Source organism: Aeromonas salmonicida (genome assembly GCF_028355655.1).
Lineage (GTDB): Bacteria > Pseudomonadota > Gammaproteobacteria > Enterobacterales > Aeromonadaceae > Aeromonas > Aeromonas salmonicida.
In genome coordinates, this window is record NZ_CP110645.1 from 3,487,673 (window position 1) to 3,507,477 (window position 19,805).

Annotated in this window: 11 protein-coding genes and 1 pseudogene; 7 read left to right on the forward strand and 5 right to left on the reverse strand. The window is 62.1% G+C overall.

Annotated features, from left to right (window positions below):
- Positions 1–4: 4 nt before the first annotated feature.
- The 3 genes from ONZ54_RS16235 to ONZ54_RS16245 all read right to left on the reverse strand — a co-directional run bounded on the left by ONZ54_RS16235 (position 5) and on the right by ONZ54_RS16245 (position 5,513).
- On the reverse strand, positions 5–3,757 hold the full coding sequence (locus ONZ54_RS16235) for an AAA family ATPase (RefSeq protein ID WP_271786671.1): 3,753 nt from the start codon (positions 3,755–3,757) through the stop codon (positions 5–7).
- On the reverse strand, positions 3,754–4,980 hold the full coding sequence (locus tag ONZ54_RS16240; RefSeq protein WP_271786672.1) for an exonuclease SbcCD subunit D C-terminal domain-containing protein: 1,227 nt from the start codon (positions 4,978–4,980) through the stop codon (positions 3,754–3,756). Before ONZ54_RS16240 ends, ONZ54_RS16235 begins: the two co-directional genes overlap by 4 nt.
- A gap of 104 nt (positions 4,981–5,084) precedes the next feature.
- Positions 5,085–5,513 (reverse strand): GNAT family N-acetyltransferase, encoded by a 429-nt coding sequence (locus tag ONZ54_RS16245; protein ID WP_005312341.1) that lies wholly within the window; start codon positions 5,511–5,513, stop codon positions 5,085–5,087.
- Between the two features lie 179 nt (positions 5,514–5,692).
- On the opposite strand from ONZ54_RS16245, the gene rdgC reads away from it, so the two are divergent.
- The 4 genes and pseudogenes from rdgC (at position 5,693) to ONZ54_RS16265 (ending at position 12,165) form a co-directional block, all read left to right on the forward strand.
- Positions 5,693–6,604, forward strand: coding sequence for a recombination-associated protein RdgC (gene rdgC, locus ONZ54_RS16250; protein ID WP_005312334.1), 912 nt, complete (start codon positions 5,693–5,695; stop codon positions 6,602–6,604).
- Between the two features lie 333 nt (positions 6,605–6,937).
- Positions 6,938–8,559, forward strand: a pseudogene (locus ONZ54_RS16255) (gamma-glutamyltransferase family protein).
- Positions 8,560–8,932: 373 nt separating this feature from the next.
- Complete coding sequence (gene ybaL, locus ONZ54_RS16260) at positions 8,933–10,585, forward strand: YbaL family putative K(+) efflux transporter (RefSeq protein ID WP_271786673.1); 1,653 nt, start codon at positions 8,933–8,935, stop codon at positions 10,583–10,585.
- A gap of 407 nt (positions 10,586–10,992) precedes the next feature.
- Entirely contained in the window at positions 10,993–12,165 is a 1,173-nt protein-coding gene (locus tag ONZ54_RS16265; protein ID WP_271786674.1) for a M28 family metallopeptidase, read from the forward strand.
- 77 nt (positions 12,166–12,242) lie between these two features.
- Here the strand turns inward: ONZ54_RS16265 and ONZ54_RS16270 are convergent, their stop codons facing one another.
- Positions 12,243–12,467, reverse strand: coding sequence for a hypothetical protein (locus ONZ54_RS16270; RefSeq protein ID WP_271788298.1), 225 nt, complete (start codon positions 12,465–12,467; stop codon positions 12,243–12,245).
- Between the two features lie 303 nt (positions 12,468–12,770).
- On the opposite strand from ONZ54_RS16270, the gene pykF reads away from it, so the two are divergent.
- From pykF to pgl, 3 genes are all read left to right on the forward strand, one after another.
- Positions 12,771–14,183 (forward strand): pyruvate kinase PykF, encoded by a 1,413-nt coding sequence (gene pykF, locus ONZ54_RS16275; protein WP_011898977.1) that lies wholly within the window; start codon positions 12,771–12,773, stop codon positions 14,181–14,183.
- A gap of 147 nt (positions 14,184–14,330) precedes the next feature.
- On the forward strand, positions 14,331–17,654 hold the full coding sequence (gene mscK, locus ONZ54_RS16280; protein ID WP_271786675.1) for a mechanosensitive channel MscK: 3,324 nt from the start codon (positions 14,331–14,333) through the stop codon (positions 17,652–17,654).
- 191 nt (positions 17,655–17,845) lie between these two features.
- Positions 17,846–18,856, forward strand: coding sequence for a 6-phosphogluconolactonase (gene pgl / locus ONZ54_RS16285; RefSeq protein WP_271786676.1), 1,011 nt, complete (start codon positions 17,846–17,848; stop codon positions 18,854–18,856).
- An 88-nt stretch (positions 18,857–18,944) separates the two neighbouring features.
- Here pgl and ONZ54_RS16290 read toward each other — a convergent pair whose 3' ends face one another.
- Positions 18,945–19,685 (reverse strand): dienelactone hydrolase family protein, encoded by a 741-nt coding sequence (locus tag ONZ54_RS16290; RefSeq protein WP_271786677.1) that lies wholly within the window; start codon positions 19,683–19,685, stop codon positions 18,945–18,947.
- Between the last annotated feature and the right edge of the window lie 120 nt (positions 19,686–19,805).

Genomic DNA, 19,805 nt, shown 5'->3' on the forward strand with positions numbered 1-19,805 from the left:
ACCATCAGGGCAACACCACCCGACTTTCACCACCGCCGAGGGCCTCGACCCGAATTTGCACACCGATCCGCTCCACCAGGGTCTGCACATGGGAGATGACGCCTATCTGGCGACCGGCCGCCTGCAGGGAGTCGAGGCTGGAGAGCGCCAGATCCAGGCTGTCCGGATCCAGGGTGCCGAAGCCCTCGTCGATAAACAGCGATTCGACCTGGGTCTGGCGCGACGAGAGGCTGGAGAGCGCCAGGGCAAGCGCCAGCGACACCAGGAAGCTCTCGCCGCCGGAGAGGGAGTCCACAGATCGCACCTCGTCCCCCATGTCCAGATCCACCACCTGCAGCGCCAGATCCGTACCGGGTACCCGCTCCAGTCGGTAGCGCGGCGACAACTCGCCGAGCTGGGCATTGGCCTCCAGCAGCAGACGCTCCAGGGTGAGGCTCTGGGCGAAGGTGCGCAGCTTGGCGCCGCTGGCGGAACCGATAAGCTCGGACAGCTGCTGCCAGTGATCCGTCACCGCCTGCTGGCAACTCAGCTCCTCTTGCAAGGAGCCAGCCTTGAGGGCCGCCGCCTCGGCCTGGGCCAAGGTACTCTTGCACTGGAACAGCTGCTCCTCCAGCTCGCGACAATGGGCCTCACAAGCGCCAAGACGCTCGGCAAGGGCTTCGGTGGAGAGCGCTGTCAATTCGCCGTGATGCTCGCGATAACGCTCCCGTTTCACCTCCTCCAGCGCCAGCGCCCGTTGGCGTTCGGCCAGCCGGGTACGCGCCTCGGCCAGGGCATCATCCAGCCCCTGCAGGGCTGTACGGCGGGCCTTGAGCTCCTCCGGATGGATGGCCAGCAATCGGCGCAGATCATATTCGGCAATCCCGAGCCTGGTGGCATGGGAAGCCCAGCGCCCCAGTACCTCGCGGCGGCGGCGACTGCTCACCTGTTTGTCCTGCTCAAGATGGGTCAACCGTGTTTTGAGCTCTGTCTGTCGCTCCCTTGCGGCCCGCAGTGCGCCCACCGCCTCTTCGAGTTGATTGGCTCCCCGTGAAAGTCGCTGCTGCCACTCGCCCTCGACCTCGGCGATAGCACGTCCCCCAAGACACGCCTCGCGGCTGGCCAGCAGTCCCTGGCGCTGTTGCTCGGCCTCCTTGTAGTCGCGCTCCAGCTTGTGCAGCTGTTCATTCTGGCTCTGTACCCGTGCCTCCTGCGCACTGAGCGCCGGGGTCAGGCTGGCAAGTTCGCTGCCCAGCTGCTCCCACTCGCGCTGTCCCTGCAAATAGGCCTCGCAGGTCTGCTGCCATTCGAGCCACTGCCGGCTGCCGAGCCATTGACGCCAGGGTTCGGCCCCCATCTGTTCATCGAGCCGGCTTTCACCCTGAACCAGGCGCTGGCGCAGTGTGACTTCCTGCTCGGCCAGCGCTTTGAGCTCGGCCTCCCACTCTATCTTCTGCCGCTCGGCCTCCTGCCACTGCTGTTCAAACTGCTGATGACGGGTTGTGAGCTGAGTCAGCTGATTGCGCAGCCCCATCAGCATCTGCTGGCCTTGCTGGGCCTGTTGCAGCTGTCGCTGTCCGGCCACCAGACCCAGCTCCAGCGCCTCCCCCTGTGCCAAGAGATGCGCCAGCAGATCCGCCCACTCGGCGGGGCTTTGCCGCAAAGGCAGCCCGTGGCCCAACAAGGTCTCACCACCCCACTGCAACCAGCGCTGGGTCAGCTGTTCGGCTCTCGCCTCCAGCTCGGGTTGGTGTTGCTGGCGGGCAACCAGCTGACGAGTCAGCTCGACGCGCTCGCTCTCTCCCTGAATATGTTGATGATTGAGTCGCTCCCACTCCAGCTCCAGCTGACGGGCACGCTCGGCCAGCTGGGCCAGGATGCCGGCCACCTGCGGCTGACTCTGGCGATAGGGATGCTCCTCTGCGCCACACAGCGGGCAAGGCGTACCATCGCTGAGCACGTGACGATACTGCTCGAAGCTGGCGACGGCGCGGGCCTGATCCAGCGCATGACGCGCCTCGTCACGCTGAAGCCCGAGTCGCTCCAGCGCAGGCTCCAGCTCCTCGTGCTGGATGGCCAATCGGGTGAGGTGCTGCTCCAGCAGTGCCATCTCTTGTAACAAGCGCTCCTGTTGCTCGCTGTGATTACGGCCTGCCTCCGCCAGCTCCAGCAATTGGCGCACCCGTGCCAGCTGCTCGGTCTGGGTCTGACGCTGCTCCTGCGCCTTGGCGACCTGACCATCCCACTCCTGCGCCTGCAACTGGTCGTGCTGCTGTTGCAGCCGGGCGCGCTCCTGCTGCCAGTAGTCCCGCTCCTGCTGTCCCTGCTCCAGCCGGCTGTTGAGATCCCGCAGGGCATGGCTCTTGTGCTCACGGCTTTGCAGCAGATGTTGCAGCTGATCCCGACCCTCGGCCCAGTCCTGCATGGCCGCCAGCAGGGGTTGCCACTGGCGTGCCAGGGGTGCCAGCGCCTTGCGCTCCTCGAGCCAGAGCGCCCATTGCTGACGCCGCACCTCGAGCGCCTGCACCCGGCTCGCCTGCTGTTGCCACTCCTGTTGCAGGGCGACTTGCAGCGCGCGGGCCTGCGCCCCCTGCTGCTGAACTTCCTGCAACTGGCTGCTCTTCTCCCTGATGCGGGTATCGAGCTCCTGCGCCCGCTTGAGTTCAGGTTGCAGCGCCCCCCATTCGCGCTCGGCGGCTATCTTGTCGGCCAGCAGTTGCTGCTCGCGCAGCGCGGCCTGCTGCTGGGTCTGCTCGACCTGTTCGAGCTCGGGACCCAGCTGGCCAATGAGCTGCTCCTGCTGCTGCACTTCCAGGGTGAGGCGAGCGAGCTCGTCGTGATCGGCGCGGGCCACCTGGGCCTGTTCGGCGCGGCCAAACTCCTCCCGCTCGGGAGCCGCCTGGGCGTGAGCCGCTTCGGCGGCGGTCAGTGCCGTCTGCCCCTCCTCGCAGGCCAGCAACTGGGCGGCGATACGATCGTTGAGGTCCCGCAAGTCCTGCAACAGCTGGCGCTGCTGCTGCTCGTGCTTGAGGCTGGTGGAAAGACCCAGCTGCTGGGTTACCCACTGCTCGCGGGTCGCCTCGTCCATCAGCGCCACGTCGCCGAGCCGTTGCTGGATAGCGGCCAATTTTTGCTGCTCCTCCCGCGCCCGTTCATGGGTCTGGATGGAGATGGCGGAATAGAGCTCGGTGCCCGTCATCCGTTCGAGCAGGGCGGAGCGCTCGTCGGCGCTCGATTTGAGAAACGCGGCGAACTCCCCCTGAGGCAGTATCACGGCGCGGCGAAACTGCTCCCAGGAGAGCCCCACCAGTTCATCGATGCGATCCTGCAGCTCCCGCTTGCTGCCGGAGAAGACCTGACCCGACGCCACGTCGGTCAGGCTGCGCTCCTGGGCCTGAAAACGCCCCTCGGAACGGTTGCGCGCCCGGCGCACCGCCCAGCGGGCCAGCCAGATGCGGCCATCGCAGCCGCGAAACCGTACCTCGGCACAGCCGCTGGCGTGGCCGCGACTGAGGATGCCCCGCACGTCGTTGGCTTTGAGCTTCTCCTCGTCATCCGCTCGGCCCACCTCGGCCACGTGCTTGCGATTGGCGATGAAGCGCGGCATCTCGTCGTACAGCGCCAGGCAGATGGCATCGAGCAATGTGCTCTTGCCGGCGCCCGTGTTGCCGGTGATGGCAAACAGCCCTGCGGCGCCGAGCGCCCCCTTGGTAAAGTCGATGGTGAAGGCCCCGGTCAGGCTGGCCAGGTTCTCACCGCTGAGGGACAGGATCTTCATGCGCCGGACTCCTTCACCTGCTGCAATATCTCTTCAAACGAGGCGACCAGTTCGGCCTCGGGTTCACCGTCAAACTGGCGCTGATAGCAGAGCCTGAACACCTCAGTGGGGGAGAGCTCATCCAGCCTGCGCTGGTTCTGGCCATCGGCCAGCCCCTGGCCAGAGCCCAGATAACGGGTACTGATACGGGCCAGGCGTACCGGCTTGCCCGCCAGCGCCGCCAGTATGCGCTCGCGGATGCGGGCCTCGGGTCTGGGCAGCAGCAGTCGTACTTCGAGGAAGGGTTGTGCCTCGCTGGGCAGCGCTGGCAGGGACAAGGCCTCTATGGCCTTGAGCGCCCCTTCCAGTTCGCTCTCGGGCAGGCGGATCATCTCTACCGCGCGGGGCACAGGGATCCGCTCCAGACCCACCAATTTGCCCCCCTCAAACGTCACTTCCAGCACCTGATGGTTGTAGTTGGCCTCGGCCAGCGAGAGCGGCAGTGGCGAGCCGCTGTAGTGAACACCCTCGGTTGGGCTCTGGGCCAGATGGAGGTGACCGAGCGCCGTGTAGTCGGCGCTGGCAAAAATATTGGCAGGCAGGGCATGCTGGTTGCCGCCGAGTACCCGCCGCTCTGAAAGCTCGGAGAGCTGACCTGCCGCCAGATAGGCGTGGCCCATGGCGATCAGTGCCTGCTCGGGTTCGCAGCGCGCGCGACCTTGCGTCAATACCTCTTCATAGACCCGCCGTACCCCTTCAATCAGCCGATCCTGGCCCTCTTCAAGCTGTTCAACCCTCAGGTCGCTGCTGCGCAGGAAGGGAACGGCGGCGCACCAGGCGGCTATCTTGCCCTCCCTATCTTGCAGCGGCACCAGCAGGCGGTCGGTTTCAAGCTTGCCCTCACTGTCACGGCTGATGCTGCCCACCAGATGCAGATCGAAGGCGCGCAGCAGTTCGTGAGGGGCATCCAGCTTGGAGGGGGAGTCGTGGTTGCCACCGATCAGCACCATGTTGAGGTGGGGCATCTCGGCCCGCAGCCTGGCCAGAAAACGGTAGAGCTGCTGCCAGGCGCTGGCGGGGGGATTGGCGGTATCAAACAGATCGCCCGCCACCAGCAGAGCATCGATCTGCCGCTGCTTGATGGTATCGGCCAACCAGTCGAGGAAGCTGTCGTGTTCGAAGCGGCGTTCATGGCCATGGAGTTGATGACCAAGGTGCCAGTCGGCGGTATGCAGGATTTTCATGAGAAATCGACTCGGATCCAGGAGAGGTGCCAGCGGCACCCGATGGAGACAAGATGAGGATGCCAGCCTCTCTTTTCAAGCAAAACAGGCAGGTGGCGTCAGATTCAGGCGGGCTCGCAACACATCTTGTACTGGGGATGACCGGTGAGGGGATCCGACTCCTCCCCCTGGATCACGAAACCGTGGCGGCGGTAGAAGCGCACCGCCTGCGCATTCTCCACGAACACCCGCGCATGCAATCTGGCCCCCTGCGCCTTGGCCTCCTGCAGCAGGGCATGGCCCACGCCACGCCCCTGCCGGTCGGGGCGCACGAACAGGGCAGCCAGGTAATCCTCCACCAGTGCCATGAAGCCGAGCAGCTCGCCGCGCTCCTCGAACACCCAGATGCGGGCGTGGTCGAGATAGCGGGTGCGCAGATCCTCCTGGGCCTGCCACCAGCAGGAGGCATCGACGAAATCGTGGGCCTGCAGGGAGGCCAGCAACCAGATTTCGACGATCTCTTCCATGTCCTCGGACCGACTCGGCCTCAACATATTTGCATCCTTGTTAACAATCTGAACACCCGCAGTCTAGGGGACTTTGATGACAGGGTTGGGGACGAACATGACTCCCTGTGAACTCGATCGTCCTTTTTTTACGAGAATGATTGGCTGATCACAAAGCGCCTCTCTAGTACAATGCCCGCCGGACAATCTATGAGACCGAGGACGCCATGTGGTTTAAAAACCTGCAGATTTATCGCTTTACCCGCCCCTTTGACCTGACAGTGGATCAGCTGGAAACCCAGCTCGAGGCCTGTGCCTTCACCCCTTGCGGCAGTCAGGACATGTCCCGGTTCGGTTGGGTCAAGCCCCTTGGCAAATTCGGTTCGACACTGACCCACTCCGCCTCAGGCCACATCCTCATCTGTGCCCGCAAGGAAGAGAAGATGCTGCCGGGTACCGTCATCAAGGAGATGCTGGCGGAGAAGGTAGAAGCGATCGAATTCGAGCAGGGCCGCGCCCTCAAGAAGAAAGAGAAGGAAGCGCTGAAGGAGGAGATACTCCACACCCTGCTGCCTCGTGCCTTCAGTCGTACCAGCCAGACCTTCGCCTGGATCAACCCGGCCGACAATCTGATGGTGGTGGACGCGGGCTCCGCCAAGAAGGCGGACGATCTGCTGGCCCTGCTGCGCAAGAGCATAGGCACTCTGCCGGTGGTGCCGGTGGCGCTCAAGAATCCGCCCGAGATCACCATGACAGAGTGGCTGAGCGAGGGTAACCTGCCCGCCACCTTCGCACTGGAAGACGAAGCCGAGCTGCGCAGTGCCATGGAGCACGGCGGCATCATCCGCTGCAAGCAGCAGGATCTGATGACCGACGAGATAAAGAACCACCTGGCCAACGACAAGCTGGTGACCAAGCTGGCTCTGAACTGGGGCGAGACCCTGAGCTTCGTGCTGGGGGACGACCTCTCCATCAAGCGTCTCAAGTTCAGCGAAGAGCTGCGCGAGCAGAACGACGACGTGACCAGCGAAGATCCCGCCGCCCGTCTGGATGCGGACTTCGCCCTGGTGACCGCCGAGCTGGCCCAGTTCATCCCGGCACTGTTTGCCGCCCTGGGTGGCGAAGAGCAGTCCATCTGATCAACGCCTGCTTGCATTGCACAAACCGCCCGAGTGGCGGTTTTTTTGTGTCTGCGGCGCATGACCTTTATTGATAAATGAGTAAGGTATTGATCTGGTTCAACAACTTGAGCAACCAGTGCCAATCGTGACATAGTCGTCCTTCGCGCTCATAAAACAGACAAGGAGAGTGTCATGTTGCTCAAACCCGCAGGGCTGGCCGTTGCCTTCGCCCTCCTGGCCGGTTGCGCCAGTGACAAGGGCTTTCACTATGCCCCGCCCCCCCAGACCCTGATCGCCCCGGAAGCCGCCAGCGGCTGGACAGACAAACAGGGCTGGCAGGGTCATGACTTCATGGTGGCTGCGGCCAACCCGCTGGCAGTGGATGCGGGCTACCAGATCATCCGGGCGGGCGGCAGCGCCGTGGATGCCGCCATCGCCGTGCAACTGGTACTGACTCTGGTGGAGCCGCAATCCTCCGGTATCGGTGGTGGCTCCCTGCTGCTGGTATGGGATGGCAGCAAGGTTGCGGCTGTGGATGGTCGCGAGACGGCCCCTGCCGCCGCCACGGATCAGCTGTTCATGAAGGATGGCAAGCCCATGGCCTTCTATGACGGCGTGGTGGGCGGTCGCTCGGTCGGCGCGCCTGGCACAGTGCGGGCGCTGGCGCTGGCCCATCAGCGCTATGGCAAGCTGCCCTGGGCTGCGCTGTTCGAGCCCGCCATCACCCTCGCGGAGCAGGGGTTTGTCATCAGCCCGCGCCTCGCCACCCTGCTGGCAAAAGACCCCTATCTCGCCAAAGACCCGGATGCCCGCGCCTACTTCTATCTGCCCGACGGCACACCAAGGCCTGCCGGCAGCACGCTCACCAACCCGGCGCTGGCCGGGTGCTGAAGACCCTGGCCACACAGGGGGCGGATGCCTTCTATCAGGGGCCGCTGGCAGATGCCATGGTGGCCAAGGTGCGCCAGCATCCCACCAATCCCGGTGTGCTGGCGGCGGCCGATCTGGCCAGCTATCGCGCCAAACTGCGCGACGGCCTCTGCTTTGACTACCGTCAGAGCCAGATCTGCGGCTTCCCGACCCCCTCCTCAGGCACCATAGCCCTGGGACAGATCTTCGGCATGCTGGAGAGCCGCGACATGGCGGCCCTCAAACCTGTGACGACGCCAGAAGGTCAGCTTGCCGCATCAAGCGATGCCATCCATCTCTACAGCGAGGCGGCGCGGCTCGCCTTCGCCGATCGCAACCAGTATGTGGCAGACAGCGATTTTGTCAGCGTGCCGGTGAAGGGGCTGCTGGACAAGGGCTATCTGGCCGAGCGGAGCAAGCTTGTCGGCGAGCGCTCCATGGGGATCGCCCAGCCCGGTACGCCGCCGCTGGCACTGGCTCGCGGCAAGGATGCGACCCCCGAGCTCCCCTCCACCAGCCATGTCTCCATCGTCGACAAGGCGGGCATGGCGGTCTCCATGACCAGTTCCATCGAGGATGGTTTCGGTTCGCGGCTGATGGTCAACGGCTACCTGCTCAACAACCAGCTCACCGATTTTTCCTTCACCTCTGTGGATGCCGCCGGTCTGCCGGTGGCGAACCGGGTCGAGCCTGGCAAACGGCCACGCTCCTCCATGTCCCCCCTGCTGGTTTTTGACAAGCCAAGCGGCGAGCTGACCATGACGCTGGGCTCGCCGGGGGGCTCCGCCATCATCAACTACGTGGGCAAGACGCTGCTCGGCACCCAGGATTGGGGGCTGAACCTGCAGCAGGCCATCAACCTGCCCAACTTCGGCAGCCGCAACGGCCCCACCGAGCTGGAGCTTGGGCGCACACCGGAGAGCGTGGTCGAGGGATTGAAGGCCAGAGGCCACGAAGTGGTACTGAGCGAGCAGACATCGGGTCTGCAAGGGGTCAAGCGCAATGCCGGCGGCTGGTTCGGCGCCGCCGATCCGAGACGCGAGGGCATTGCCAAGGGCGAGTGAGTACCAGCGTATCTTCACCAAGGCGACCTCTGGGTCGCCTTGGTGCTTGTGGCGTGCTGGCACCCACCTATACAGGGAAAATCATCAACGATGAATTATTCCTGCCAACGAAATGGATAAAGCTGTCTCTTCTCCCCCTGCATTTCGACACTTATACACTTTTAATCGCAAACAAGCGTCAAAATGTGGATAAATATTGCTTTTAAGCAAAATTTGTATTACTTTTCAACAGAAACGACAACTGTTGTCCCCAATATCCAGTGTTCGCTGCGGCCAACATCTGTCTCTTTCGCCCCCTGCTCATTGACAGCTGCCCTCTTCATCCCCAGCGGTGATCTGGTAGCCCCCTGACTGCCATTAGCGAGGTGACGACATGGACCACTCCCTTCCCCTGATTACCACCCTGGTTGGCGGCTTCGTGCTCGCCTACGTACTCGGCATGCTTGCCCATCGTCTCAAGATCTCCCCCATGGTGGGATATCTGGCGGCCGGGGTGATCTCGGGCCCCTTCACACCGGGTTATGTGGCCGACATGGCGCTGGTGCCCGAGCTGGCGGAGCTGGGGGTCATATTGCTGATGTTCGGGGTCGGCCTGCACTTCTCCTTCAGCGACCTGATGTCGGTGAAGAAGATCGCCATCCCGGGGGCCATAGTCCAGATAGCGGTCGCCACCTTGCTCGGCATGGGGCTCTCCTCCCTGCTGGGATGGGATCTCACCGCCGGCCTGATGTTCGGCCTCGCCCTCTCCACCGCCAGTACAGTGGTACTGCTGCGGGCGCTGGAGAGCCGCCAGAACCTGGAGACCCTGCAGGGGCGCATCGCCATCGGTTGGCTCATCGTCGAGGATCTGGTGATGGTGCTGGCGCTGGTGATGCTGCCCATACTCGCCAATATCCAGCACGGCGATCAGAGCATGAGCTGGCAGAGCATAGCGCTGGATCTGGGCTGGACCCTCGGCAAGGTCGCCCTGTTCGTGGCACTGATGATGGTGGTGGGCAGTCGCTTCATCCCCTGGTTGCTGGCCCACACCGCCAGCACTGGCTCCCGCGAGCTGTTCACGCTGGCGGTACTGACCGGCTCCCTCGGCATCGCCTTCGGTGCGGTCAAGCTGTTTGGCGTCTCCTTCGCCCTCGGCGCCTTCTTCGCCGGCATCGTCATGAACAGCTCCGAGCTGAGCCATCGCGCCGCCAACAACACGCTGCCGCTGCAGGATGCCTTTGCCGTGCTCTTCTTCGTCTCGGTGGGCATGCTGTTCAACCCGGCTGTGCTGCTGACGGATCCGCTGGCGGTGCTGGCCACCCTGTTCATCATCATGTTCGGCAAGTCGGTGGCGGCCTACGCCATAGTGCGGCTGTTTCGCTACAGCCAGCGCACCGCGCTCACCATCTCCGCCAGCCTGGCCCAGATCGGCGAGTTCTCTTTCATCCTGATTGGGCTCGCCATCGTGCTCAAGCTGGTGCCGGAAGCGGCCCGGGATCTGATCCTGGTGGGTGCCAGCCTCTCCATCATGCTCAACCCCCTAGTGTTCAACGCCGTCGAGCGCTACCTGGAGAAGCACCCGGATGCCGACAACCCCCAGGCACTGGCCGAGTGCAAGTGTCCGGCCGTCGAGATGAAGGAGCACACTGTGCTGGTGGGCTTTGGCCGTGTCGGTCGCCTGCTGGTGGAAGGGCTGCAAGCCGCCGGGCGGCCACTGGTGGTGATAGAGCAGGATCCGCACCGGCTGGAAAGCCTGCACCAGGCCGGGATCCCCCATATCAATGGCAACGTGGCGAACGATGAGGTGCTGTGTCGCGCCGCCATCGCCGATGCCAGCTGGCTGCTGGTGGCCATCCCCAACAGCTTCGAGGCCGGCGAGGCCATCGCCCAGGCCAGACTGATCAATCCGGCCATCCGGGTCATCGCCCGCGCCCACAGCGATGACGAGGTTCACTTCCTCACCCGACAGGGGGCAGACAAGGTGATCATGGGGGAGCGGGAGATAGCGCTCGGTATGCTGGCGGAAACCACTGGCGCCCCTGCATAAGCCCGTCACCACCAGACAAGAGAGGGGCCCATGGCCCCTTTCGTTTATCCCCCAGTCCACCCGTGACTGAATCGTGCTGACGATGGCTGATGAGTCATATCGGCAATCCCGAACGCACCTCAGCGCCATGGCACAGTTTGGCTCCCTTCGTCAGCCCCCCAGCCGGGGCACCTTGGGTACCACCTTGCAACCACACTGCCACCCGCCTCCTTGTCAGCACAAAGCTCCGGCCAGCTCGGGACAAGCCCGGTGGTAAACAGCAGATTGTGCAGCGGCCCCCACCGGACGGGGGAGTCCGCATACCAGATGGGCAGATCCGGTGAGCGCCCCCTTGGCTAGACTGCGGTGGTCGTCTTATGACACCCACCCATGCTAGTCACCTGTGACAATACCCGGAAGGATCCGACATGAAACTCTTTATGACCGCCCTCTTGCTGCCCCTCGCCGTGCAGGCCGCTGACCCCGTCTGGATCACGGTCGGTGCCGACAACGGCGTCGAACTCAGGCAGGTCAAGGCCAAGCTGGCCCCCCTGTTCAGCGCCAGCGGCGCCCCCATACAGCTGGCCCAGATAGAGGCGAGCGAGCTGGGTACCCTCTCCCACCTGATGCATGAAGGCCACCAACGCTGTGGCGGCTATGTGGTTCACAGCACGCTGGCAGATGCGCTGCAGAGCATGGCCCAACCCCTCAGCCAGAACCTGTTCAGCCCGCCACCGCTGACTCAGGGTGCCAGTGTCAACCGGCTGCTGCCCTATCTGGATCAGGGCAACATAGTGGGCACCATCAGCAAGCTCTCCAGCTGGCGCAACCGCTACTACACCACCACAACCGGGGTGCAATCCGCCGACTGGGTCGCCAGCCAGTGGCAGAGCCTCGGCAGTGCCCTGCCCTGGGCCAGCGTCAGCCGGGTAAAACACAGCGGCTACCCGCAGCAATCCGTGGTGCTGACCCTCAAGGGCAGCCGCTATCCTGACGAAGTCGTGGTGCTCGGCGGCCACCTTGACTCCACCGCAGGCTCGGCTCCCAACAGCCGCACCCTGGCCCCGGGCGCCGACGATGATGCCTCCGGTATCGCCACCCTGACCGAAGTACTGAGGGTCATCGCCGAGCAGGGCCGCCAACCGGAGCGCACCCTGCAATTTATCGGTTATGCGGCAGAAGAGGTGGGCTTGCGCGGCTCCAAGGACATAGCGACCCGCTACAAGGCGGCCAACACCAGGGTACTGGCCGCGCTGCAGCTGGACATGACCAACTATCAGGGCTCGGTTGAGGATATCGTCTTCATGACCGACTACACGGACCAGGGACTGACCGGCTATCTCGCCCAGTTGCTTGACGCCTACCTGCCGCAAATAAGCTATGGCTATGACAGCTGCGGCTACGGTTGCTCGGATCATGCCTCCTGGCACAATCAGGGCTATCCCGCCGCCATGCCGTTCGAGTCACGCTTCAACGACTACAACCCCAAGATCCACACGGCGCAGGATACCCTGCAAAACTCCGATGCATCGGCCGGCCATGCCCTCAAGTTTGCCCAGCTGGCTACCAGCTTCGCCATCGAGATGGGCAAGATCAACTGAGTGACACCCGGTTGAACAAGCAGCAATAAGACAAGAAAGGGAGGCTCGGCCTCCCTTTCTTGCTCATCACACGGTTTTCAGCGGGATTGTGGATGCCAGCCAAGCAGACTGGCCTGACGCAGCTGTTGCCAGGCTGGGCGGGAGAGAAGGGGTTCACTGGCCGCCAGCATCTGGTGCAATTCGGCAAGCTCAAGAGAGCTGACGGCCCCCTCCAGAGGCGCTGGATCATCCGGCCAGCAGCTGGCGGGCAGTGCCTGCATCCCGAGCAGGGCGAGAGAGAGTATCAGCAGATAGGGCGCCATATTGCGGCTCTCATGTTCAGTCACCGGGTCTATTCTTGTCGAGACTGATGACGGCTTGATGACAGGGAAGGATCGTCATTTTATAACATCTGACGAGGCTAACCGGCGCCGAGACACATATGGCAACATTTATGCCAGATCTGCGAAAACCAGTTAATTTATGCCCTAAAAAGTAACCGGGAGGAAAACGTTATCCCTGAAAAGAAAACGTTATCTGGTCAAAACGTTGTTTCTGGATCATAAAAAGTATCCAAAAACTGGTGTATATTGCACGGCGGAAACTCCTTAACCATGAAGACTGACATGAAAAAGACCAAAATCGTCTGCACCATAGGTCCCAAGACCGAATCCAAAGAAATGCTGGCTAAAATGCTGGATGCCGGCATGAACGTCATGCGCCTGAACTTCTCCCACGGCGATTACGCCGAGCACGGTGGTCGTATCAACAACCTGCGCGCTGTCATGGCCGAAACCGGCAAGCACGCAGCCATACTGCTCGACACCAAGGGTCCGGAAATCCGTACCATCAAGCTGGAAGGCGGCAACGACGTTGCCCTGGTCGCTGGCCAGACCTTCACCTTCACCACCGACCAGACCGTCATTGGCAACAAAGACAAAGTGGCCGTGACCTATGCCGGTTTCGCCAACGACCTGCGCGTCGGCAACCGCATCCTGGTGGATGACGGCCTGATCGGCATGGACGTGATCGAAATCACCGAGCGTGAAGTCATCTGTAAAGTGCTGAACAGCGGTGATCTGGGCGAGAACAAGGGCATCAACCTGCCGGGCGTCTCTATCAAGCTGCCGGCCCTGGCCGAGAAAGACAAGCGCGACCTCATCTTCGGTTGCGAGCAAGGCGTTGATTTCGTTGCGGCTTCCTTCATTCGCAAGAAAGAAGACGTGCTGGAAATCCGTGAGCACCTGAGAGCCCACGGTGGCGAGAACATCCAGATCATCTCCAAGATCGAAAACCAGGAAGGCCTGGACAACTTCGACGAGATCCTGGCTGTCTCCGACGGCATCATGGTGGCACGTGGCGACATGGGCGTGGAAATTCCGGTTGAAGAAGTGATCTTCGCCCAGAAGATGATCATCACCAAGTGCAACAAGGCACGCAAAGTGGTTATCACCGCCACCCAGATGCTGGATTCCATGATCAAGAACCCGCGTCCGACCCGCGCCGAAGCTGGCGACGTGGCCAACGCCATTCTGGACGGTACCGATGCAGTCATGCTGTCCGGTGAGTCCGCCAAGGGCAAGTACCCGCTGGAAGCCGTGACCATCATGGCCACCATCTGCGAGCGTACCGATGCCGTTATGCCGTCCAACCTGTCTGCTGCCAACGACAGCAACAAGCTGCGCATCACCGAAGCCGTTTGTAAAGGCGCGGTCGAGACCTCCGAGAAGCTGGGCGCCCCGCTGATCGTGGTTGCCACCGAAGGCGGCAAATCTGCCAAGGCCATTCGCAAGTACTTCCCGCAAGCCTGGATCCTAGCCATCACCACCAACAAGAAAACCGCAGCCCAACTGGTTCTGACCAAGGGTGTGGTGACTCATGTGGTTGACAGCATCGCCTCTACCGACGATTTCTATCGCATCGGTAAAGAAGCAGCGCTGGAAAGCGGCATGGGTCTGAAGGGTGACGTGGTCGTCATGGTCTCCGGTGCCCTGGTACCGAGCGGTACCACCAACACCGCCTCCGTTCACGTACTCTAATCAGTCCTGAACCGATAAAACGGCGCCTGCGGGCGCCGTTTTTTTTATCTGCCCCCCTGCTTCCCGTTCAAGCCCGGTGTTAGAATCCACGCGGATTCAGTCCAAGTGGGAAATGTCCCAAATATCGCGTAATAACCCGGAAGTTTTATGCTCTCAACACGTTTCAAAAGAGCCTCGGCAGCCCTGTTGCCGCTGCTCTGCTTACTCATCAGCCTCTGCGCCCCGCAAGCCATGGCGCAGGATGTGCCCCAACGGGCCAGCGTACAGCGGGCGCTCGATGCCCTCGGCAAGTCCGAGACCCTCACCGTCAGCCAGCAGGCCGACCAGAAGTTTCTGACAGACACCCTCAGCCTGCTCGACAGCATCGAGAAGGAACATGCCAAGGCCAAGAGCCAAACCCAACGCCTCCGCGCTCTGCCAGGTGAGCTCAGGGAGATCAGCGCCAAACTCGATGCCCTGACCCAGAACAAGAGCGCCGAGCAGATCAAGAGTGAGTACGCACGCATGAGTCTGGCCGAGCTGGAGAGCCGCCAGCCCGAAGTCATTGCCAACATGCAGGATGCCCAGGAAACCCTCGGCACCATCGGCAGCCAGCTCACCAGTCTGCAAACCCTGCCGGAGCGGGCGCAGACCAACATGAGCCGTGCCTATCAGCGCAGCCAGGAGATCCGCACCCGCCTCAACGTCGGTGACAGCGTCAGCACTGCCGAGAAGATGAAGCTGGGCGCAGAGCTGGCCCTGCTGGAGCTGCAACTGGCCAATCTGCAACAACAGCTGGATAACCGTACCAGCATGCAGGACCTGGCGGTCAAACAACGGGACTACCAGAATGCTCGCCTCGCCAACGAGGAGCAGAAGCTGCAACTGCTGCAGGAGCAGAGCAGTGCCAAACGTCTGGGGGATACCGAAAAAACCGCAGAGCAGACCGGTGAACTGGTCGCCATCGACGATAACCCGCTGGTACAAAAAGAGCAGGAACTCAACCATCAGCTCAGCCAGCAACTGGTCAGCGCCACCACCAATCTCAACAATCTGGTGCAGAAGAACCTGCAAGCCAAAAGCTGGCTGGAACGCGGCACCCAGACAGAGCGCAACCTGAACGAACAGGTACAGATGCTCAAGGGCAACCTGCTGCTCTCCCGCATCCTCTATCAGCTCTATCAACAGCTGGAGTCCGCGCCCACCTCTGCTGTCAAGAATCTGGAAGAGCAGATCGCCGATCTGCATCTGGCACAGTTCGAACTGAGCCAGCAACGTGACCAGCTGTTCCAGAAAACCCAGTATCTGGACAACCTGATCGCCAACAGCAGCGAGCCGGTCAGTGCAGAGGACAGAGCCAATCTCTCCACCCTGCTCGACACCCGCATCAGCCTGCTCGACCAGCTCAACCGTCAGCTCGACAGCCAGCTGACCAACGCCATCAGCCTGCAGCTGACCCAGCAGCAGCTGGCGCGGATCTACGCTTCCATCGAATTTACCCTGCAGCAACACATCTTCTGGGTCAGCAGCAACAAACCCATCGATGTGAAGTGGTTCATCAACTGGCCTGCCCAGGCTTACAAGCAAGCCTCAGACTGGGTGCTGAAACCGGACTGGGACGGCTGGGGCGAGATGCTGCTGCCGGTTTCCCTGCTCGCCTTCCCGCTGCTGCTGGTGGGTGGCCTGCTGATCTGGAAGCGACCCTCCCTGCTCAATCGACAGAAGCGGATCAACAAGGATCTGGGACGTTTTCGCCAGGACAGCCAGTGGCACACACCGCGCGCCCTGCTCTATACAGTGCTGCAGCGCCTGCCGGGCAGCCTCTTCATACTGGCGGCCGGTCTCTGGCTCACTTACTGTGGCCTGCTCAGCCCCAAACTGATTTTCCAGATCACCCTCAACCTTGCCCTCGGTTATCTGGTGTTCAGCGTCTACCTGGCGGTGATGCGCCCGGGCGGCATTGCCGAATCCCACTTCCGCATTCCGAAGGCCGAGTTGCAGGCCAAGCGCACCAGCATGCGCTACCTCTGGTTGCCGCTGCTGCCCCTCATCATGCTCTCTACCAAGGCGGTCGTAGAGCCTTCGTCGCTGGGCAACGATGTTGTCGGTCAGGCGCTAACCCTGCTGCTGCTGGGCCTCACCACCTATCTGGTGTTCCCCATCTCTCGCACCATCATCAAGGGCGAGGGCAGCATGCAACAGTCGATCACAGCGGGCGCCCTGGCGCTGGCGCCGGTGGCACTGATGGTGCTGGTCGGACTGGGCTACTACTATACGGCGCTGAAACTGACCGGCCGTCTGGTGGAATCCTTCTACCTGCTGATCATCTGGAGCCTGGTCTACCGCACCTCACTGCGTGGTCTGGAGCTGGCGGCCCGCCGCCTGGCCTACCGCCGTGCCGTGGCCAAGCGTGAGCACAAATCCCAGGAAGACGCGGAAGGTGGCGAGTCCATCGAAGAGCAGCCCATGGACCTGGAGGATGTCAGCCAGCAATCCCTGCGCTTGACCCGCACTGCCTTGCTGCTGGTCTTCGGCGTCGCCTTCTACTGGCTCTGGTCTGATCTGGTGGCAGTCTTCTCCTACCTCGACAGCATGGTGCTGTGGCACCGCAGTGAAGGGAGCGGCACCAATGCCGTGCTCTTCCCGATCAGCCTGAGCGACGTGCTGATCGGCTTCCTCCTGCTCGGGGGCGCCTGGTCACTGGCCCGCAACCTGCCCGGTCTGCTGGAAGTGCTGGTGCTCTCCAAGTTGAACCTGGCCCAGGGTACCGCCTACGCCATCACCACCATACTCAACTATGTACTGATCGGCTTCGGCTCCCTGACCGCCCTCTCCATGATGGGTGTACAGTGGGACAAGCTGCAGTGGGTAGCGGGTGGTCTGTCGGTCGGTATCGGTTTTGGCATGAAGGAGATCCTCTCCAACTTCGTCTCGGGCATCATCATACTGTTCGAGCGTCCGGTGCGGATCGGCGACACAGTCACCATTGGCCCCTTCTCCGGTACCGTCTCCAGGATCCGCATTCGCGCCACTACCCTGACTGACTTCGACCGCAAAGAGGTGATCATTCCCAACCAGCAGCTGATGACAGAGCGGCTGATCAACTGGTCCCTGAGCGATACCGTCACCCGGGTGATCGTGCGGGTGGGTGTGGCTTACGGCTCGGATCTGGAGCTGACACGTACCCTGCTCAAACAGGCAGCCGATGAGAACAGCCGCGTCTTGAAAGACCCGGCCCCCATCGTCTACTTCCTCACCTTCGGCCCCAGCACCCTGGATCATGAGCTGCGTTTCTTCGTGAGTGAGCTCGGCGATCGCAACCCGGCCGTGGATGAACTGAACCGCAAGATCGACGTCCTGTTCAAGGCTAACGGCATCGAGATCGCGTTCAACCAGATGGATATCTACATCAAGAACATGAAGGGCGAAGAGCAGAAAGTGGAGTCCGACTCCCCCCAGCCCCCCGCCCTGCCGGGCCCGCAGCCCGGCTGATGCATCAGGTATAAAACGCCAAAGGCCCCGTCATGGGGCCTTTTCATTGCCAGTCCCCTATCAGCCCAGCCAACTGGCTTTGCCTTCATGGCAACCCCCTGTGCCCGACCCGAACAAAAGAGCAGGCAAGATCCCAGGGGATGGGGATAAGATTGGCCTGCCGTTGCCCATAACCAGGAGTGAGAAGCACAATGCAGCAAGTCGTTTATGTCGCCAGCCCCGGCAGCCAGCAGATCCATGTGTTTTCCCTGGCCGACTCGGGGGAGATGCAACTCTTGCAAGTGGTAAGCACTCCGGGTCAGGTACAGCCCCTGGTGATCAGCCCGGACGGAAAATGGCTCCATGCTGCCGTGCGCCCCGATTTTGCGGTGATAAGCTACCGGATCGACGCAGATGGCAAACTCGCAGAACAGGGCTCGGCCCCTCTGGCGGGCAGCGCCTCCCATACCGCTATCGATGCCAGCGGGCGCTTCCTGTTTGCCGCCTCTTATGCCTTCAACCACGTCACCGTATCCCCCATCGATGCCAGCGGCATTGTGCAGGCGCCGCATCAGCAGCTGACCCCATTGATGACGGCTCACTCTGTTACCTTGCTGAGGAACGAACGAGGAGAACAGGAGGCCTTGGTCGCCTGTCTCACCGAAGATGCCATCCGCCGCTTTATCCTGAGTGCAGATGGTCAACTGCTGCCCCACTCCCTGGGGGACTTGCATACCGCAAAAGGGGCCGGGCCAAGACACTTGGCGCTGCATCCCGTCAATGGCGACATCTACTGCCTGAACGAGCTCGATTGCACCATCAACCGCTATCGGCGTGACGCAGATGGCCAGATCAGGCAGCCGCAGAGCCTGGATATGCTGCCCGAGGGATATCAGGGAGAGCGCTGGGGGGCGGATCTGCATGTCACGCCGAATGGCCGTTTTCTCTACAGCTGCGAGCGGGCCAGCAGCCTGCTGACCCTGTTTGGCATAGCTGAGCAAGATGGCAGCCTGACCGCCCTCGCCCACTTCCCGACTGAGACCATGCCCCGCGGTTTTGCCATCGATCACAGCGGTCGCTATCTGGTGGCGGCCGGGCAGGCCTCTCACCAGGTAGCCATCCACAGTATCGATCCCGATAGCGGCCAGCTAACCCTGCTCGCGCGCCATCCTGTCGGGGAAGGGGCCATGTGGGTGAGGGTAATGGCCTTGCCAACACAGTGAGATACGAGCAGCGAAAAGCCATGACAGTGCCATGGCCTGGAATTGCTGTCTCGCTCTCTACCTCACTATCTATCTCACTCTGGCCGATCTAATCCCTGGTCACTTCACCCAGGAATTCGGTGAGGCGCTGCCAGGCTTTTGCATCGGCGTCGGCGCGGTAATTGTCCGAGCCAAACACACTGAACGCATGGGGGGCACCGCTGTAACTGGTCGCTTCATGTTTGATGCCCGCACTCTCCAGCTCGGCGATGAGCGCCGCGAACTGACCGAGTGACACCGCCTGATCGGCGCTACCGTGCTGAATGAGCAAATTCGCCCGGGTCTGCTGGTAGTCCTGCCCGGCCGGTGTCTCCAGCCCGCCATGCACACTGACGATCCCCTTGAGACTGGCACCGCTGCGGGCCAACTCCAGCACAGCGGCCCCGCCGAAGCAGTAACCGACGGCCACGGCATTATCCAACCGCCCGCCCTGCCTGGCGGCCTCGGTCAAGGCCCCTTGCAACAGCTTGCGCATCTTGGGCCTGTCTTGGTACAGAGCACCGGTAAGCCGTTTTTTGTCCTCCATGGCGGTCGGCCTGACTCCAGCACCGAACAGATCGGCGGCAAAGACGTTGTAACCCAGCGCTACCAGCATCCTGGCTCGCTTGATTTCATACTCCGTCAACCCGTCCCAGTCATGTACCAGCACCACCAGCGGCGCCTGCTTGTCAGGGGCAGCCAAGTAGTAACCCTCGAAGGCTTGACCATCGACCTGATAGGGCACAGCCCCGGCCTGAACAGCGCCACCCCATAGCAGCCCAAGTAAAACCAGCATCCATCTTCTCTTCATCTTTCTCTCCCGGGTCATGAGCACGCGCTCTGATTGTAGCCGCCGCGCCTGACGCCGCGACCCCGTTCAGCAAAGCGGATATGCAAAGGGGCCACTCGTGAATGGCCCCTGATGATCGAC

Excerpts from the sequence above, each read along its gene's own strand:
- rdgC (WP_005312334.1), top strand. The coding sequence starts at position 5,693 with ATGTGGTTTAAAAACCTGCAGATTTATCGCTTTACCCGCCCCTTTGAC.
- mscK (WP_271786675.1), top strand. The coding sequence starts at position 14,331 with ATGCTCTCAACACGTTTCAAAAGAGCCTCGGCAGCCCTGTTGCCGCTG.
- pykF (WP_011898977.1), top strand. The coding sequence starts at position 12,771 with ATGAAAAAGACCAAAATCGTCTGCACCATAGGTCCCAAGACCGAATCC.
- ONZ54_RS16245 (WP_005312341.1), bottom strand. The coding sequence starts at position 5,513 with ATGTTGAGGCCGAGTCGGTCCGAGGACATGGAAGAGATCGTCGAAATC.
- pgl (WP_271786676.1), top strand. The coding sequence starts at position 17,846 with ATGCAGCAAGTCGTTTATGTCGCCAGCCCCGGCAGCCAGCAGATCCAT.
- ONZ54_RS16235 (WP_271786671.1), bottom strand. The coding sequence starts at position 3,757 with ATGAAGATCCTGTCCCTCAGCGGTGAGAACCTGGCCAGCCTGACCGGG.
- ybaL (WP_271786673.1), top strand. The coding sequence starts at position 8,933 with ATGGACCACTCCCTTCCCCTGATTACCACCCTGGTTGGCGGCTTCGTG.
- ONZ54_RS16240 (WP_271786672.1), bottom strand. The coding sequence starts at position 4,980 with ATGAAAATCCTGCATACCGCCGACTGGCACCTTGGTCATCAACTCCAT.
- ONZ54_RS16265 (WP_271786674.1), top strand. The coding sequence starts at position 10,993 with ATGAAACTCTTTATGACCGCCCTCTTGCTGCCCCTCGCCGTGCAGGCC.
- ONZ54_RS16290 (WP_271786677.1), bottom strand. The coding sequence starts at position 19,685 with ATGAAGAGAAGATGGATGCTGGTTTTACTTGGGCTGCTATGGGGTGGC.
- ONZ54_RS16270 (WP_271788298.1), bottom strand. The coding sequence starts at position 12,467 with ATGGCGCCCTATCTGCTGATACTCTCTCTCGCCCTGCTCGGGATGCAG.